The sequence below is a fragment of the Microbacterium sp. SORGH_AS_0969 genome, assembly GCF_030818255.1.
Lineage (GTDB): Bacteria > Actinomycetota > Actinomycetes > Actinomycetales > Microbacteriaceae > Microbacterium.
The window spans coordinates 3,406,011-3,422,377 of the sequence record NZ_JAUTAG010000001.1; the positions used below are offsets into that span (position 1 = coordinate 3,406,011).

A 16,367-nucleotide genomic window follows, 5' to 3' on the forward strand; every position below is an offset into this window, starting at 1 on the left:
GGCTGGGAGGCATGATCGAAGTCAGTCACCTGGTCAAGCGTCACGGCTCACGCACCGTGGTCGACGATGTCAGTTTCACCGCTCTTCCGGGGCGGGTCACCGGCTGTCTCGGACCCAACGGCGCGGGGAAGAGCTCGACGCTGCGGGTCTTGCTCGGATTGGATCGTGCGACCAGCGGCACCGCGCTGATCGATGGTCGGCCGTATCGATCGCTGGAACGTCCGTTGTGGACGGTGGGAGCGATGCTCGACGGCCCCGGCGCGAACACGGGCCGCACCGCGAAGGCGCACCTGACCTGGGTGGCGCAGTCGAACGCCATCCCCAACCGACGAGTGGACGAGGTACTGGAGCTCACCGGACTGCGGGATGCCGCGAAAATGAGAATCCGCGGATTCTCGCTCGGTATGGGGCGACGGCTCGGCATCGCCACAGCCCTCCTCGGCGACCCTGACGTGCTCGTGCTGGACGAGCCCACAAACGGACTCGATCCCGACGGCATCCGTTGGACGAGGCGCTTTCTGCGCTTCCTCGCCGACGATGGCAAGGCTGTGTTGGTGTCGAGTCACCTGATGAGCGAGATGCAGGACACCGCCGACGATGTCGTGATCATCGCTCGCGGCCGCGTTCTCGCAACGGGCAGCACAGCAGAGGTCATCGGCACGCACCGCACCCTGGAAGACGCGTTCTTCGAGCTCACGGACAAGCACACCGACTACCGGGCCGGAGACGTGGACGGGGCGACGGCATGAACGGTCTCCTGCCCCTCGTGCGTTCCGAAGCCACCAAACTTCGCACCGGCCGCGCAACGTGGATTCTCGGGGCCGCAGCCGTCCTCGGCAGCTGGCCGATGGCCTGGGCCAACGCGGCGACCGCCGTCGGGGTGGCGTCCGATGACCCACGCCTCTTCTCTTCCGAACCGATCCCTCTCGCGTTCCAGGGGTTCGAGATGGCCGGGTTCGGGTATGTCCTCGTCGTCGTCCTCTCCGCGCTGTGGGCCGGAAGCGAGTACGGCGGCAATCAACAGATTCGCACGACGCTGCTGGCCACCCCACAGCGGTTGCGCGTGTTCGCAACGAAGACGCTGCTGCTCGCGATCACGGTCGCGGCGATCGCCTTCTCGACCATGTGGGGCACTCTGGTGATCACGCACCTCGTGGGAGAGACCGGTGTCGATCCGTGGACGTTGAACCCGGCGATCTGGGCGAACCTCGGCGGCGTCACCGTCGCATGGACGCTCACCGCGCTGACGGCCTTCGCCGTCGGCGTGCTCGCCCGCACTGTCATCCTGCCGCTCATCCTCGTCGTCCCGCTCGTCATCGGGGTCGGTGACTTCCTCACCGTGTTCTGGGCCGGCGCGAAGTATCTCCCCGTTGCCGCGGGTGCCGCTCTTTCCTCGAACCCCGCGACCGGCACATACCTCGACCCGCCCTTGGGCGGCATCGTCCAAGCCGGATGGGCAACGGTGCTGCTCACCGCAGCAGCGGTCTCGTTCGTGCGCCGAGACCTGTGAGGCACAGATGATCCACACGCTCCGCGCCGAATGGACCAAGGCGCTCACTCTTCGAAGCATTCAAGGCACGATCGCTGCCGCGCTCCTCGTCCCCCCTGTCCTCGCGTTCGCCTCTGCGCTCGCCTTCGACGGCGAAGCGTCAACGGCGGCGTCGTTCTCCATCGAGTCTCACGGGTTCGAAACCGCCGGGTTCGGGCAGCCGCTAATCATTCTGCTCGCAGCTCTCGTGGCCGGAACCGAGTACATCGACGCACAGCTCGCCACCACTCTGACGGCCACACCCCGGCGGGGGCGTGTGCTCGGGGCGAAGTTCATCGTGACCGCGGTAGCGGCGGTGGCTGTCGGCATCGTCGCCACGAGCGCTGCCGTGCTCCTCGAACACGCGGCACTCGGTGAACACGGTCTTTCCGTCAGTGGGTTCACGGCGGGCATGGGGTGGAACCTGGTCGGCGTTGCCGTGAACTATGCGCTGATCGGGCTCATCGCCGCAGCCGTCACCGTCCTGGCCCGCACGTTCATCGTGACGCTCGTCGTACTCGTGCCTCTGGTTCTCGGGCTGACGATCTCTTGGCTGGGCCCCGTTCCGGCGTTGAGATTTCTGCCCGATCTCGCCGGACTGCAGCTCCTCACCGACTACCCGGGAGTCGGACTCCTCGACCCGATACCCGGGGCAGTCGTCATGGCAGCCTGGGCAGCGTTGCTCTGCATCGCGTCGTGGCTCGTCTTCCGTAGGCGCGACACCACGGGCTGAGACTCGCGCCAGCAGCCCACCACCCGGGCGGGGCCGAGTGCACACGCACGAGGTCGATCTCGCCGACGAAGAAGGCCCGAAATCTCCGCGTTCCGCGTGATTCCGGGCCTCCAGTGGTGGGCGATACCAGACTCGAACTGATGACCTCTTCCGTGTGAAGGAAGCGCGCTACCAACTGCGCCAATCGCCCGCATCCCGAACGGGACTCATCGATCGTACCGGATGCCACGACGTGCTCCGAACCACGCCGTCGAGACACACCCGGGGCGCGCCTGGTTTTGCACCCGTGCCCAGATCGGGTAATGTCTTACAAGTGCTCGGGGCAAGCCCCGAAAACGAAATGCGGATGTAGCGCAGTGGTAGCGCATCACCTTGCCAAGGTGAGGGTCGCGAGTTCGAATCTCGTCATCCGCTCGAGTGAAGGGATCTTCGTCAGGGAAACCGACGAGAGATCACGACACGTGGGTCGAACCACACACGGTGGCGTGGCCGAGCGGCTAGGCACCGGCCTGCAAAGCCGTTTACACGGGTTCGAATCCCGTCGCCACCTCGCTTCATAACTGAACAGCCTGTATAGGCGCGATTGGCGCAGCGGTAGCGCGCTTCCCTGACACGGAAGAGGTCACTGGTTCGATCCCAGTATCGCGCACCGAATGAAACCCCCGGTTCCGCCGGGGGTTTTCTCGTTCCCGCTGCTGTCGCTCGCGCGACAGCGGCGATGTCGGCGGGTCATGGCATCCTGTCTTCTATGGAGGAGCTTCAGGATTCGCCCCCGCGTCGATCGCGTGAGCAGCTCGAAGAGTGGGTGCAGGAGTTCAAAAATCAGGGCCACATCGTGGCGGGGGCCCTTCGAGTCGCCCAGCAAGAAGACGCCGACGGTCAAGACACCGGGCTCGTCGTGATGAGCCTGCGCAATGCGAAGGCGTCGATCTACATGCAGCCGCGCGGCTACGACGACCCCGTGTGGGAAGCGACGCTCACGGGGCGCCCCGAAGATCTCACGCTCTCGATCCACGACATTGCTTCGCTCGCGGCCGAGCTCGTGATCGCCGGCAACCTCTGTTCGTTCCTCCAGTGGAAGTCGCTCGAGTGGGACCGCCAGAGCGGAACGCACGGCTGATCCGTATCGAGCCCGTGCGCCGCAAGTCCCCCACGCCGGCCCGCCACGGCGGCTAGCGTGTTCGCATGACCGTTCCCGACACGCACTGGCGTGAGATCGCCGCGTCGCCGTTCGTCTCGCTCGGAACCTTCCGTCGCAACGGGGCCGAGGTCGCCGTCCCCGTCTGGATCGCGCGCGACGGCGACGAGCTCGTCGTCACGAGCGAACGCAACACCGGCAAGGTGAAGCGCTTGCGCAACGACCCTCGCGTCACGCTCCGCCCCTGCAGTCGCATGGGAGCAGTGGAACCGGATGCCATCACGGTCACGGCGCGGGGACGAGTCGCCGGCCCCGCGACCGACGAACCGCGCGCGGACTCGGCACTGCGTCGGAAGTACGGTCTGCAGTACCGCGCGATCCTCGGATTCGAGGCGCTGGTGCGCAAGATCCAGAGACGTCCGGGCGACCGGGTGATCCTCCGCATCAGTCGCGGAGACTGACGCTCCATCGGGACGCCGCGGGCCGCCACACGCCGCAGGGTGTACCCGAACCGCAGTCTCGCGCAAGGGGGTTTGCCGTTCTCGCCGAGTCGCGAAAGGTTGCTGGAAAGCGGCTGGCACCCCCGGCATCCGCGTCCCCCTTCTTCTCGCCGGAAGATGCGCGGTGCGACGAGGTGCCGGCGACGAGGTTCCGCATGGGCAAGTTCATCTACGACGGCAACACGAAGATGGAGTTCGAGGACCGGCTCCTGGCGCACCTGCAGGCGGTCATCATGGCCAAGGTTCGACGCGGGGAGAGCTTCCCGTTCACCTGGAAGGATGACATCAGCACCGGGGGCGGGCGCACGACCGTGTACATCCACCCGAACGTCTCGCTGGTGTTCAAGTACCACGGGAGTCGAACCCCACAGTTGAGCGCACCGTGGCTGCACGCTCTGACGTACAACGCCAACTCGGGTCGTGGACTCTACGTCATCCCGGAGCCCGAGGAGTTCACACCGCGAGAGAGCATGCAGCGGGAGGAGATGGTCTTCCGCGAGGTACCGAACGAACCGATGGCCTCGGATGCGCACTCCTGACCGGGAATATCGACTCCCGCGGCGCGGGTTGTCGCTCTCATGAGCGACTGGACCGAGGCCAAGCCCTTCTTCGAGACGACCGCCGTCGCGCACCTCGCGACACTCATGCGCGACGGTTCCCCGCACTCGACCCCGCTCTGGGTGGGCGTGGACGGCGAGCGGCTGATGTTCTTCACCGAGATCGACGCCCTGAAGGACCGGAACCTGCGCCGCGATCCGCGCGTGGCGATCTCGGTGACCGGCGCCGACAACCCGTACTCGATGGCGTTCGTCCGCGGGGAGGCCGTCGAGCGATTGGAGGGTGACGAGGCTCTGCCGTACGTCGACCGCATCTCGTATCTGTACGAGGGACGCCCCTACGGAATGCGGGAGGGCCTCGCCGTGTGGTTCATCGAACCGCGTAAGGCGTGGTCTCGCACCTACGAGGACTGAGCCTCACAGCGCGAGAGGGAGCACCCCCAGCACGAGGATGAGCGGGGCGATCACCGCGCCGAGCACGATGAAGCGCCCCCACTTCACCTCGACGCCGGCCGCGACCAGACGATCGTGCCAGAGGAGGGTCGCGAGAGACGCCCACGGCGTCACGATCGGCCCCGCATTCACACCGATGAGCAGCGCTGCAAGGCGCGCGGGGGAGCCCGCGACCGATTCGAGCGCAAGGTAGGCGGGAAGGTTGTTGATCCCGTTCGCTGCCAGAGCGCCCACGCCGGCGACCTGCCAGAGCGAGACGAGGTCGTCGCCCGTCCCGGCCAGCACCGAGGTGACTCGACCAATGCCGAGGGCTTCCAGTGCACCCACGGCGAGGAACAGGCCGCCGGCGAACACCAGCAGCGACCACGGTACGAGACGAATCCCTAGCCCCGCCGGCGCGCGCCACGCGAACGCCGCCAGGAGGACGACCGCGGCGCCGACCGCCGGCATCCACGGTTCCAGGCCGACCACCAGCAGCGGAAGCAGGGCGACCGTCACCACGGCCGAGACGCGCAGGAGGATCGGATCGGAGACAGTGGGGGAGGCGGCATCCGGGTAGGTCTTCGGGAGACGGCGGAGGAACACCAGCGTCAGCACCGAGACCGAGACGGCGATCGCGATCAGCGCCGACGGCCCGAGCAGAGCGAGGAAGGCGACCGGGTCGTGTCCACCCCCGAGGGCTTCGGATGCCAACAGGTTGGTGAGGTTCGACACCGGGAGCACGAGCGAGGCGGTGTTCGCGAGCACGACGGTCACGAAGGCGAAGGGGAGCGGGTCGAGCTTGCGCGCCACGGCCATCGAGACCACGACCGGCGTCAGCAGCACCGCTGTCGTGTCGAGCGAGAGGAACGCCGTGGCGACCGTCGCGAGCGCCACGACGAGCACCCACAGCCACACCGTGCGACCGCGCGCGACACGGGCCAGGCGGGCGGCCACGACGTCGAAGAGTCCGGCTTTGGATGCCAGCTCCGCCACGATCGTGACGGCGACGACGAACAGCAGGATCGGCCAGACGCGGTCGGCCACGGCGAGGGCGTCATCCGCGGGGAAGACGCCGGTGAGCAGCGCGATGATCCCGAGGATCCAGAGCACGCCGCCGATGATGGCCAAAGTCACCGCTCCACTATGAGGCACGCCGGGTGCCATCGAGGTCACGCCCGCCCGGTAGCCTGGAACAGACCCTTTCAGGAGATGTGCTGTGACTGATTTTCCCGCCGATGGCTTCGCCCTCTTCCCCGACCGATCGGTTGTCGCCCTGCGCGTCAACGGCGAGCTGAAAGACCTCGCCACGACCGTCACGGCCGACGACGAGGTGGAGCCCGTCACGATCGACAGCGCCGACGGTCTGTCGATCCTGCGGCACTCGACGGCGCACGTGCTCGCGCAGGCGGTGCAGCGCGTCAAGCCGCAGGCGAACCTGGGGATCGGCCCGCCCGTCACCGATGGCTTCTACTACGACTTCCAGGTCGACGAGCCCTTCACCCCGGAAGACCTCAAGGTCATCAAGAAGGAGATGGAGCGGATCGTCCGCGAGAACCAGCGGTTCGTCCGCCGCGTGGTCACCGACGACGAGGCCCGTGCGGAGCTCGTCGACGAGCCGTTCAAGCTCGAGCTCATCGGACTCAAGGGCGGCTCCGCCGAGGCCGCGGAGGGCGCGAACGTCGAGGTCGGCGCCGGCGAGCTGACGATCTACGACAACGTCACCCGCGACGGCGAGACCGCGTGGAAAGACCTCTGCCGCGGACCCCATGTGCCCGGCACGCGCCTCATCGGCAACGGGTGGGACCTCACCCGCATCGCCGGCGCCTACTGGCGCGGCAGCGAGAAGAACCCGCAGCTGCAGCGCATCTACGGCACCGCGTGGCCCACGAAGGACGAGCTGCGTGCGTATCAGCACCGCCTCGAGGAGGCCGCGAAGCGCGACCACCGCAAGCTCGGCAAGGAGCTCGACCTCTTCTCGTTCCCCGACGAGATCGGTCCGGGACTCTCGGTGTTCCACCCCAAAGGCGGCATCATCCGCTACGAGATCGAACGCTACATGCGCGAGCGCCTGCTCGCCAGCGGGTACGAGGTCGTCAACACCCCGCACATCACCAAGGGCGACCTGTTCATGACGAGCGGGCACCTGCAGTGGTACGCCGACGGCATGTACCCGCCGATGGTGCTCGACGAGGTGGTGGATGCTGACGGGCACGTGTCGCGCGAGGGCCAGGAGTACTACCTGAAGCCCATGAACTGCCCCTTCCACAACCTGATCTTCCGCTCGCGCGGACGCAGCTACCGCGAGCTGCCCCTGCGCCTGAGCGAGTTCGGGTCGGTGTACCGCTACGAGAAGAGCGGCACGCTGTCGGGCCTCACCCGTGTGCGCGGCATGACCCAGGACGACACGCACATCTACGTGACCGCCGAACAGGTGAAGGGCGAGCTCACCCACAGCCTCGACTTCGTGCTGCAGACCTTGCGCGACTACGGCCTGAACGACTTCTACCTCGAGCTGTCGACCAAGGAGGAGGGCAACCCGAAGTTCATCGGCGACGACTCCCTCTGGGTCGAGGCCACCGAGACGTTGCGCGAAGTCGCCGAGGCGTCGGGCCTCGAGCTCGTGCCCGACCCGGGCGGGGCGGCGTTCTACGGCCCGAAGATCTCGGTGCAGGCGCGCGACGCCATCGGCCGCACCTGGCAGATGTCGACGATCCAGCTCGACTTCAACCAGCCCGAACGATTCGAGCTCGAGTACACCGGTCCCGACGGCGAGAAGCACCGTCCCGTCATGATCCACCGCGCCCTCTTCGGCTCGGTCGAGCGCTTCTTCGCGATCCTGCTCGAGCACTACGCCGGCGCATTCCCCGTGTGGCTCGCACCCGTGCAGGTCGTGGCCGTTCCGGTGGCCGCCGAGTACGGCGACTACCTGCAGAGCATCGTCGCGGATCTGAAGACCAAGGGCGTGCGCGCCGAGGCCGATCACAGCGACGACCGCATGCAGAAGAAGATCCGCACGCACACCACGCAGAAGGTGCCGCTCATGCTGATCGCCGGCGAGCAGGACCGCTCGAACGGCACGGTCTCGTTCCGGTTCCGTGATGGGACGCAGCTCAATGGCATCCCGGTCGACGAGACCGTCGCGCGCATCACCGGCGCCATCGCGGCTCGCACGCTCGTGAACACCGCGGAGGATCTCGCGTGACGAGCGATCCGGATGCCGTGGCGGCGGGCTCGTCGCCCTCGTCCGGCGCCACGCCCGCCAGGGAGCAGCCTGCCGTCACCGCATCCGGACCCGCGACCACCGACGCCGAGCTGGTCGACGCCGCGACGCTTCCGGGAGTGCCGGACGAGTTCCAGCGACTGTGGACCCCGCACCGCATGGCGTACATCTCGGCTGGTCGCGAGCCGATGGAGCAGAACTGCCCCTTCTGCGCGGCGCCCGGCAAGTCCGACGAGGACGGCCTGATCGTCGCGCGCGGGAAGACCGCCTACGTACTGCTCAACCTCTTCCCGTACAACTCGGGTCACCTGCTGGTGTGCCCGTACCGTCACATCGCCACGTACGACCAGGCGACCGACGAAGAGGTGGCCGAGATCGGCGCGCTGACTCAGCGCGGGATGCGCGTTCTGCGCGCGGTGTCGCGGTGCGACGGCTTCAACCTCGGCATGAACCAGGGCGCGATCGCGGGGGCCGGTGTCGACGCGCACCTGCACCAGCACATCGTGCCCCGGTGGGCCTCGGACGCGAACTTCTTCCCGATCATCGCCAAGACGAAGGCCCTGCCGCAGCTCCTCGGCGACGTGCGCCGCACGGTCGCGGACGCCTGGGCCGACTGAGCGCACCCTGGCACTGCCGCACACGCCCGCGGGCACCTGCTGACGTCGTTTGCCGCTGATGCGCGCTTACCGGCGCTCACCTCGTCCATCTGCGTCAAACGAAACGACGCCCGCCCGCCTGTTTGCCTCGGATGGTCACGAGCGTCGCGCAGCACCGACGATCTTCGGCAAACGAATCCCGGCGGCCAACGCGGAACCTCAGCGCACCTGGCGGACCGAGAACTGCAGGCGCGGGTGGGCGTAGGCCTCCTGCGACTCGATGAGACGCAGTTCGCGCGAACCCGACTCGTACGTGTTCGTCAGCAGATCGAAGACGCTGGATGCCGTGCGGGCCAGCGCGTCGGCCGCGTCGCCGCCGCTGCGACGGTAGTGCGCCGTGAACAGCGCTGCGGTCACGTCGCCGGACCCGTTGGCCTTCATCGGGATGAGCGGCGTCTGCACGATCCAGGCGCCGTTGTCGTCGACGACCATCATCTCGATCGTGTCGGCCTCGCGGTCCGGACGCTCGACGCTCGTCACGAGGATCGTTCGCGGCCCGCGAGCGCGCAGCGCATCAGCCGAGGCGAGGGTCGAGTCGATGCTCCCCGGTTCGGTGCCGGTGAGGAAACCGAGCTCGAACTGGTTCGGGGTGAGGATGTCCGCGACGGGGACGACGCGCTCACGCAGGAGCTCGGGGATCGCGGGGGCCACGAAGCATCCCGACTTGGCGTTGCCCATGACCGGGTCGCAGGCGTAGACGGCATCCGGATTCGCCTTCTTCACCCGCGCGACGGTGTCGATGATCACGTCGGCGATGCCCTCGCCACCCTGGTACCCCGAGAGGACGACGTCGATCTCGGGGAAGACGCCGCGCTCCTCGATGCCCGTGATCACCGCGGCGACGTCGTCGGGGGAGATCAGCGGACCGCGCCATGCCCCGTACCCGGTGTGGTTCGAGAAGTTGACCGTGTAGACGGGGAGAACCTCGACGCCGATGCGCTGGAGGGGGAACACCGCGGCGGAGTTGCCGACATGCCCGTACGCGACGGCGGACTGGATCGAGAGAACCTTCATGCCTCGATCCTTCCACCTCGAGCGGGCGGTCGACGCGTTCCCGCAGCGGCGGCGATGTCATCGGCCAGTGTCCGGGCCGCGGTGTCGTCGAGGTCGTGCACCGTCAGCCGCAGGAACGACCCGGACGGACCGGAGGAGAGGAAGAACGGATCCCCCTCACGAACGAGCCAGCCTCGGCGCATGAGGTCGTCGCGCACCGTGGCCGCGGGAACGGGGAGGGGCACCCAGAGGTTGAGTCCGTCGCCCGGGGCGACCGGCAGTCCACGTTCGGTCAGCGCGGCGGCGAACGCCGCGTTGCGGTCGGCGTAGTGGACTGCGGCGCGCTCGATGTCGGCGCGGACGCCGTCGTCGGTGACGAGCGCGTGCGTCATGCGCTGGAGGATGTGGCTCACCCATGTCGTCCCGGGCGTGAGCCGCACGGCGAGTCCGTCGGCGGTGTCGGGATCGGATGCCGTCACCGCGAGGCACGTGTCCGGCCCCAGGAACTTCGACATCGAGCGGATGCGCGCCCACCGGCGCTGCCCCGACCCGATGACGGAGTGGAGCAGGGCGCGGGAGAGGAGCGAAAAATGATCGTCCTCGATCACGAGGACGTACGGGTGCGCGGCCAGCACGTCGCGGAGGGCCGCCGCGCGCTCGGCGCTGAGACCCGCGCCGGTCGGGTTGTGGGCGCGAGGCGTCACGATCACGGCTCTCACGCCGGCGTCGAGCGCGGCGCGGAGTCCCTCGACGGTCATACCGTCGGCATCCACCTCCACCGGGATCGCGCGATATCCTCCCGTCCGCACCGTGTGCAGCGCGGAGAGGAAGCACGGGTCTTCGAGCGCCACCGCATCGTCTCGCTGCAGCGCCTGCGCGAGGAGCCGCTCGATCGCATCGCTCGCGCCGCTGGTGACCGTGATGCGCAGATCGTCATGGGGGAGCTGGTCCGCCATCCAGTCACGCGCCCAGGCCTCGAGCCCCGGGTCGATGACAGGCTCGCCGTACAGCACGGGGCGGGTCGAGCGGACGAGGGCGTTCGTGGGATCGGGGATGAGCGCCGGGTCGGGGTTGCCTGTCCCGACGTCGCGCAGCACCGTGTCCGGCGCGTAACCCTCCTGTGCGACGGTCGTGCGGTCGGCTACGCGCGTGCCCCCGCGCCCGCGCGCTTCGACGAGGCCCGCCTGCGAGAGCTGCCGATAAGCCGCGACGACGGTGTTGCGGTTGACGCCGAGGTCGGCCGCGACGGTCCGGACAGACGGCAGGAGCGTTCCCGGCGCGAGTTCTCCGCGTTCGATGCGCTCACGCAGATCCGTGGCGATCTCGGATGCCGACCGGCCGGTGATGTCGATGGTCATGTGCCCCCTCGGTCATGAACCACCCTATGGCCTGAGACATGCTACGTTTTGGCCTAAGCCAAAAGAAGCGCGACTCGACGCGCCGCACATCGCGCCCCGAGCGCGGAACGGAGTGGATATGACCGACACCGGAACCTCACGCGTCAAGCGCGGCCTCGCCGAGATGCTCAAGGGCGGCGTCATCATGGACGTCGTCACCGCCGAGCAGGCCCGCATCGCCGAAGACGCCGGCGCCGTCGCGGTCATGGCGCTCGAGCGCGTGCCCGCCGACATCCGCGCGCAGGGCGGTGTGGCACGCATGAGCGACCCCGACCTGATCGACGACATCATCGCGTCGGTGTCGATCCCGGTCATGGCGAAGGCCCGCATCGGCCACTTCGTCGAGGCGCAGATCCTGCAGGAACTCGGTGTCGACTACATCGACGAGTCCGAGGTGCTCTCGCCCGCCGACTACGTGAACCACATCGACAAGTGGAACTTCACCGTGCCGTTCGTCTGCGGAGCGACGGGCCTCGGCGAGGCGCTGCGCCGCATCACCGAGGGCGCCGCCATGATCCGGTCGAAGGGCGAGGCCGGCACCGGCGACGTCTCCGAGGCGACCAAGCACATCCGCACGATCACGGGCGAGATCAACGCGCTCCGCGCCAAGACGAAGGACGAGCTGTACGTCGCAGCCAAGGAGCTGCGGGCCCCGTACGAGCTCGTCGCCGAGATCGCCGAGACCGGGAAGCTGCCCGTCGTCCTGTTCACCGCCGGGGGAGTGGCCACCCCCGCCGACGCGGCCATGATGATGCAGCTCGGCGCCGACGGCGTGTTCGTGGGCTCGGGCATCTTCAAGTCGGGCAATCCCGCCGAGCGCGCCGCCGCGATCGTCAAGGCGACCACCTTCCACGACGACCCCAAGATCGTGGCCGAGGCCTCGCGCGGACTCGGCGAGGCGATGGTCGGCATCAACGTCGCCGACCTCCCCGCTCCGCACCGCCTGGCCGAGCGTGGCTGGTAACAGCCCCCGCGTCGGCGTCCTCGCCCTGCAGGGCGATGTGCGCGAGCACCTCGCCGTGCTGACGACCCTCGGTGCCGACGCGCGACCCGTGCGTCGACCCGAGGAGCTCGCCGCCGTGGAGGGCCTCGTCCTCCCCGGCGGCGAGTCGAGCGTGATCGACAAGCTCGCGCGCGCCTTCGGCCTCTTCGACCCGATCCGCGCGGCGATCGAGGACGGGATGCCGATGTACGGCACGTGCGCCGGACTCATCCTGCTCGCCGACCGCATCGACGGTGCGATCACGGGCCAGCAGACGTTCGGCGGCCTGGACGTCCGGGTACAGCGCAACGCCTTCGGCTCCCAGACGCAGTCGTTCGAGACCGACCTCGCGGTGCCCGCCCTGGGCGACCCGCCGGTTCATGCCGTGTTCATCCGGGCCCCCGCGGTCGTCGAGTGGGGTCCGGATGCCGAGCCCCTGGCATCCCTTCCCGATGGACGGGTCGTGGCGGTCGAGCAGGGGCGACTGCTGGGCACGGCGTTCCATCCCGAATCCACCGGCGAGACGCGCTTCCACGAGCGCTTCCTCAAGCACGTCCGCGGGCGACGCGGCGCGGCCGCACCCGCGTTCTAGACTGGAACCTATGTCCGGACACTCCAAATGGGCCACGACCAAGCACAAGAAGGCGGTCGTCGATGCCCGCCGCGCCAAGTCGTGGGCCAAGCTCATCAAGAACATCGAGGTCGCGGCCAAGCTCGGCGGCGCCGACCTGCAGGGCAACCCGACCCTCTTCGACGCCGTCCTGAAGGCCAAGAAGACCTCGGTCCCCAAAGACAACATCGACCGCGCGATCAAGCGCGGTGCGGGAATCGGCGGCGAGGCCGTCGAGTACACCTCGATCATGTACGAGGGCTACGGCCCCAACGGCGTCGCGTTCCTCATCGAGTGTCTGACCGACAACAAGAACCGCGCGGCAGCCGAGGTGCGCACGGCGCTCAGCCGCAACGGCGGCACGCTGGCCGACCCGGGCAGCGTCGCGTACAACTTCAGCCGCAAGGGCGTCATCGTCGTGCCGAGCGAGGGCACGACCGAAGACGACGTCATGCTCGCGACCCTCGAGGCCGGTGCCGAGGAGATCGAGCCGCACGGTGACGGCTTCGGCATCATCACCGAGGCGAGCGACCTCGTGACGGTGCGTTCCGCTCTGCAGGAAGCCGGCATCGAGTACGACTCGGCCGACGTCGAGTTCGTCCCGTCGCTGAAGATCGAGGTCGACGCCGACACCGCCCGCAAGGTGTTCCGCCTGATCGACGCGCTCGAAGACAGCGACGACGTGCAGAACGTCTACACGAACTTCGACCTCACCCCCGAGGTGCAGGCCGAACTCGAGAACGACGAGTAAGGGCGCGCCCTGACCTCGAGCACGGCCCCTGCGCTTAGCGTGGGGGCCGTGTCTCGTTCCCTCCGCGTCCTCGGTATCGATCCCGGCCTGACCCGCTGCGGGATCGGCGTCGTGGACGTGTCGCCGAACCGGACGGCCTCACTCGTGCACGTCGGGGTCGTGAGGTCGTCGACGACGGATCCGATCGAAAAGCGTCTCGCGACGATCGCCGCCGGCATCCGCGAGATCCTCTCCGCGCACGACCCGCACGTGGTCGCCGTCGAGCGCGTCTTCGCGCAGAACAACCGCCACTCGGTGATGGGCACCGCCCAGGCCAGCGGTATCGCCCTCCTGCTCGCAGCGGAGCACGGCATCCCGGCCGCCACCCACACGCCGAGCGAGGTGAAGGCGGCGATCACCGGCTACGGCTCGGCCGACAAGCTGCAGGTGCAGACGATGGTCGCGCGCGTCCTCCGGCTCGACGCGCTGCCGCAACCCGCGGACGCGGCGGACGCCCTCGCAATCGCTCTCTGCCATGCGTGGCGCGGGGGACCGGTCGCCGCGACGGGGGAGACGACGCTCACGCCGGCCCAGCGAGCATGGCGGGATGCCGAGAAGCGGCGTTCTCCACAGCCTCGTGTCGCTCGAACACATGTACGAAGCGATGCGTAAGCTGAAGGCATGATCTCTTCGCTCCACGGCACGGCGGCCCACGTCGCCGACGACTCCCTCGTCATCGTGGTCGGCGGCGTGGGCTTCTCGGTGTCCGTCACCTCGCAGTTCGCGCGCACCGTGCATGTCGGAGACGACGTCCATGTGCACACGAACCTGATCGTGCGCGAAGACGCCCTCTCGCTGTACGGCTTCGAGAGCCGCGAAGAGCTTACGGTCTTCACGCAGCTGATCAGCGTCACCGGCGTCGGCCCGAAGTCCGCCCTCGGCGTGCTGTCGTCGCTGACGGTTCCGCAAATCGCTCAGGCGGTCGCCGACGACGACGATGCGCCCTTCCGACGCGTCTCGGGCATCGGGCCGAAGACCGCGAAGCTGATCGTGGTCCAGCTCGCCGGCAAGCTCGCCGTCGTCCCCGCGGCCGCCCCCGCAGCCGTCGCCGCGCACGGGCAGGTGCCCCTGCAGGTCACTCAGGCCCTCGTGGGTCTCGGCTGGACCGAGCGCACGGCCGCCGAGGCCGTGGCATCCGTCGCCGAGGGCGCCTCCGAGAGCGACCGCTCGTCGGTGCAGGCGCTCCTGCGCCTCACGCTCGCGCTCCTCGGACCCGCGCGCAAGGAGACCGTGGGTGGCTGACGTCCGCGATGCCGGAACCCCCGACGACGAGACAGAGCTCGCGATCGAGGGGGCGCTGCGCCCGACCTCACTCGCCGAGTTCGTCGGGCAGCAGAAGGTGCGCGGGCAGCTCCAGCTGTTGCTCGACGCGGCGCGCATCCAGCAACGCTCGCCCGACCACATCCTGCTCTCGGGCCCGCCGGGGCTCGGGAAGACCACGCTGGCGATGATCGTCGCGCACGAGAGCGGTCGACCCCTTCGCCTCTCGAGCGGTCCGGCGATCCAGCACGCGGGGGATCTCGCCGCGTTGCTCTCATCGCTCACCCCGGGCGAGGTGCTGTTCATCGACGAGATCCACCGCATGGCGCGGTCGGCTGAAGAGATGCTCTACCTCGCGATGGAGGACTTCCGCATCGACATCATGGTCGGCAAGGGGGCCGGGGCCACGAGCATCCCCCTCGATCTCTCGCCGTTCACCCTCGTCGGGGCGACGACTCGCGCGGGACTCCTGCCCAATCCGCTGCGCGACCGCTTCGGCTTCACGGCGCACCTCGAGTACTACGAGCCCGAGGAGCTGGAGCAGGTCGTCTCGCGATCGGCATCCATGCTCGACGTCGGGCTCCCCGGCACGGCGCGATCCGAGATCGCCCGACGCTCGCGAGGGACGCCGCGCATCGCGAACCGCCTGCTGCGGCGCGTGCGCGACTATCTCGTCGTCCACGGGCCCTCGGCCGGCACGGACGACGGAGATGCCGACGTGCGCACCGTCGGCGCCGCTCTCGATCTCTACGACGTGGATGCCATCGGTCTCGACCGCCTCGACCGCGCTGTTCTCGATGCGCTCGTCCGTCGCTTCCGCGGCGGTCCCGTCGGCCTCAGCACCCTCGCCGTCGCGGTGGGCGAAGAGCCCGAGACCATCGAATCGGTGGTGGAGCCCTACCTCGTTCGGATCGGTTTCATGGGTCGCACGCCGCGCGGTCGCGTCGCCACCCCCGAGGCCTACGACCACCTCGGCGCTCCCCACCCCGACGGCCTGCTCCGGTTCAGCCAGGGGTGATGACCTATACTCGGCGGGGGATTCCCCGACCCCCGCTTGACTTACGCTAGGCAGTGCCGCACGGCGCGCCTGACTCGAAAGGTGCACCGCCTCCATGGACTCCAGTCTTCTTCTCGTCGTCGTCTTCGCCGGTCTGATCGTTTTCATGTTCGTGAGCTCCCGGCGTCGCGTGAAGAAGCAGAAGCTCGAGCTCGAAGAGAAGGCACGACAAACGGTCCCCGGAGCCGAGGTTCTGCTCCAGGGCGGGCTGTACGGCACCATCGTCGAGTACGACGGCGAAGACCTCGACAAGCCGGCGCAGGTCGAGATCGCTCCCGGTGTCGTCATCAAGGTTCACAGCCAGGCCGTCCTCCGCATCGTCGACCCGGCGTCGGGCACGGTCACCGAAGACGAGTTCATCGAGGCGGAAGAGACCGAGGCCGAGTACGTCGCGGGCGTCGCCGACGGCGACATCACCTCGATCAGCGACGACCACCGCGCCGCACGTCAGGCTGCCGAGGCCGACGCCGACCGCACCGACAAGGACCGTCCGCAGGCCTGACACCTCGAC

At 68.5% G+C, this 16,367-nt stretch carries 19 protein-coding genes and 4 tRNA genes; 19 read left to right on the top strand and 4 right to left on the bottom strand.

Translation table 11 applies throughout. From position 1 onward, the window contains the following. The first annotated feature begins 11 nt into the window (after positions 1–11). The 3 genes from QE388_RS15965 to QE388_RS15975 are packed head-to-tail and all read left to right on the top strand — an operon-like array spanning position 12 to position 2,261. Entirely contained in the window at positions 12–749 is a 738-nt protein-coding gene (locus QE388_RS15965; protein ID WP_307386384.1) for an ABC transporter ATP-binding protein, read from the top strand. Then, positions 746–1,510: an ABC transporter permease gene (locus tag QE388_RS15970; RefSeq protein ID WP_275801217.1), complete on the top strand. Its 765-nt coding sequence runs from the start codon at positions 746–748 to the stop codon at positions 1,508–1,510. The genes QE388_RS15965 and QE388_RS15970 overlap by 4 nt, the downstream gene beginning before the upstream one ends. Before the next feature lie 7 nt (positions 1,511–1,517). After that, complete coding sequence (locus tag QE388_RS15975) at positions 1,518–2,261, top strand: ABC transporter permease (protein ID WP_307386386.1); 744 nt, start codon at positions 1,518–1,520, stop codon at positions 2,259–2,261. Between the two features lie 114 nt (positions 2,262–2,375). On the opposite strand, the gene QE388_RS15980 is transcribed toward QE388_RS15975, so the two are convergent. Next, positions 2,376–2,451 (bottom strand) — tRNA-Val (locus tag QE388_RS15980). A gap of 152 nt (positions 2,452–2,603) precedes the next feature. Between QE388_RS15980 and QE388_RS15985 the strand changes: the two genes are divergently transcribed. The 7 genes from QE388_RS15985 (at position 2,604) to QE388_RS16015 (ending at position 4,870) form a co-directional block, all read left to right on the top strand. Continuing rightward, positions 2,604–2,675, top strand: a tRNA-Gly gene (locus tag QE388_RS15985). Between the two features lie 65 nt (positions 2,676–2,740). Further along, a tRNA-Cys gene (locus QE388_RS15990) sits at positions 2,741–2,811 on the top strand. A 27-nt stretch (positions 2,812–2,838) separates the two neighbouring features. Further along, positions 2,839–2,910, top strand: a tRNA-Val gene (locus QE388_RS15995). A gap of 99 nt (positions 2,911–3,009) precedes the next feature. After that, the gene (locus tag QE388_RS16000; RefSeq protein WP_275801219.1) at positions 3,010–3,381 is read left to right on the top strand and encodes a hypothetical protein; all 372 of its coding nucleotides are present in this window, start codon (positions 3,010–3,012) and stop codon (positions 3,379–3,381) included. 65 nt (positions 3,382–3,446) lie between these two features. Beyond that, positions 3,447–3,860 carry a PPOX class F420-dependent oxidoreductase gene (locus tag QE388_RS16005; protein ID WP_307386389.1) on the top strand — a complete coding sequence of 138 codons (414 nt, stop codon included), beginning with the start codon at positions 3,447–3,449 and terminating at the stop codon, positions 3,858–3,860. A 194-nt stretch (positions 3,861–4,054) separates the two neighbouring features. Continuing rightward, the gene (locus QE388_RS16010; protein ID WP_307386391.1) at positions 4,055–4,438 is read left to right on the top strand and encodes an ATP-dependent DNA ligase; all 384 of its coding nucleotides are present in this window, start codon (positions 4,055–4,057) and stop codon (positions 4,436–4,438) included. Between the two features lie 39 nt (positions 4,439–4,477). Next, positions 4,478–4,870 carry a TIGR03618 family F420-dependent PPOX class oxidoreductase gene (locus QE388_RS16015; protein WP_307386392.1) on the top strand — a complete coding sequence of 131 codons (393 nt, stop codon included), beginning with the start codon at positions 4,478–4,480 and terminating at the stop codon, positions 4,868–4,870. A 3-nt stretch (positions 4,871–4,873) separates the two neighbouring features. Here the strand turns inward: QE388_RS16015 and QE388_RS16020 are convergent, their stop codons facing one another. Beyond that, the gene (locus QE388_RS16020; RefSeq protein WP_307386394.1) at positions 4,874–6,025 is read right to left on the bottom strand and encodes an SLC13 family permease; all 1,152 of its coding nucleotides are present in this window, start codon (positions 6,023–6,025) and stop codon (positions 4,874–4,876) included. A gap of 82 nt (positions 6,026–6,107) precedes the next feature. On the opposite strand from QE388_RS16020, the gene thrS reads away from it, so the two are divergent. Then, entirely contained in the window at positions 6,108–8,093 is a 1,986-nt protein-coding gene (thrS, locus tag QE388_RS16025; RefSeq protein WP_307386396.1) for a threonine--tRNA ligase, read from the top strand. Between the two features lie 110 nt (positions 8,094–8,203). Continuing rightward, complete coding sequence (locus tag QE388_RS16030) at positions 8,204–8,728, top strand: HIT domain-containing protein (protein ID WP_275801236.1); 525 nt, start codon at positions 8,204–8,206, stop codon at positions 8,726–8,728. A gap of 198 nt (positions 8,729–8,926) precedes the next feature. On the opposite strand, the gene pdxY is transcribed toward QE388_RS16030, so the two are convergent. Both pdxY and QE388_RS16040 read right to left on the bottom strand, forming a co-directional pair. Continuing rightward, a complete protein-coding gene (gene pdxY, locus QE388_RS16035) occupies positions 8,927–9,781 on the bottom strand; it encodes a pyridoxal kinase PdxY (protein WP_275801229.1) in 855 nt (284 codons plus the stop codon). After that, on the bottom strand, positions 9,778–11,118 hold the full coding sequence (locus tag QE388_RS16040) for an aminotransferase class I/II-fold pyridoxal phosphate-dependent enzyme (RefSeq protein ID WP_307386399.1): 1,341 nt from the start codon (positions 11,116–11,118) through the stop codon (positions 9,778–9,780). The genes pdxY and QE388_RS16040 overlap by 4 nt, the downstream gene beginning before the upstream one ends. Positions 11,119–11,236: 118 nt before the next feature. On the opposite strand from QE388_RS16040, the gene pdxS reads away from it, so the two are divergent. The 7 genes from pdxS (at position 11,237) to yajC (ending at position 16,358) form a co-directional block, all read left to right on the top strand. Next, entirely contained in the window at positions 11,237–12,121 is an 885-nt protein-coding gene (gene pdxS, locus QE388_RS16045; protein ID WP_307386401.1) for a pyridoxal 5'-phosphate synthase lyase subunit PdxS, read from the top strand. Next, positions 12,111–12,731, top strand: coding sequence for a pyridoxal 5'-phosphate synthase glutaminase subunit PdxT (gene pdxT / locus QE388_RS16050; RefSeq protein WP_307386403.1), 621 nt, complete (start codon positions 12,111–12,113; stop codon positions 12,729–12,731). The genes pdxS and pdxT overlap by 11 nt, the downstream gene beginning before the upstream one ends. Positions 12,732–12,741: 10 nt before the next feature. After that, positions 12,742–13,500 carry a YebC/PmpR family DNA-binding transcriptional regulator gene (locus tag QE388_RS16055; RefSeq protein WP_058595691.1) on the top strand — a complete coding sequence of 253 codons (759 nt, stop codon included), beginning with the start codon at positions 12,742–12,744 and terminating at the stop codon, positions 13,498–13,500. A 48-nt stretch (positions 13,501–13,548) separates the two neighbouring features. Then, on the top strand, positions 13,549–14,151 hold the full coding sequence (gene ruvC / locus QE388_RS16060; RefSeq protein ID WP_275798397.1) for a crossover junction endodeoxyribonuclease RuvC: 603 nt from the start codon (positions 13,549–13,551) through the stop codon (positions 14,149–14,151). 9 nt (positions 14,152–14,160) lie between these two features. Next, positions 14,161–14,781: a Holliday junction branch migration protein RuvA gene (gene ruvA / locus QE388_RS16065; protein WP_307386407.1), complete on the top strand. Its 621-nt coding sequence runs from the start codon at positions 14,161–14,163 to the stop codon at positions 14,779–14,781. Continuing rightward, a complete protein-coding gene (gene ruvB, locus QE388_RS16070) occupies positions 14,774–15,817 on the top strand; it encodes a Holliday junction branch migration DNA helicase RuvB (protein WP_307386409.1) in 1,044 nt (347 codons plus the stop codon). The genes ruvA and ruvB overlap by 8 nt, the downstream gene beginning before the upstream one ends. Positions 15,818–15,911: 94 nt before the next feature. Beyond that, positions 15,912–16,358 (top strand): preprotein translocase subunit YajC, encoded by a 447-nt coding sequence (gene yajC / locus QE388_RS16075; protein WP_275798402.1) that lies wholly within the window; start codon positions 15,912–15,914, stop codon positions 16,356–16,358. Positions 16,359–16,367 lie beyond the last annotated feature (9 nt).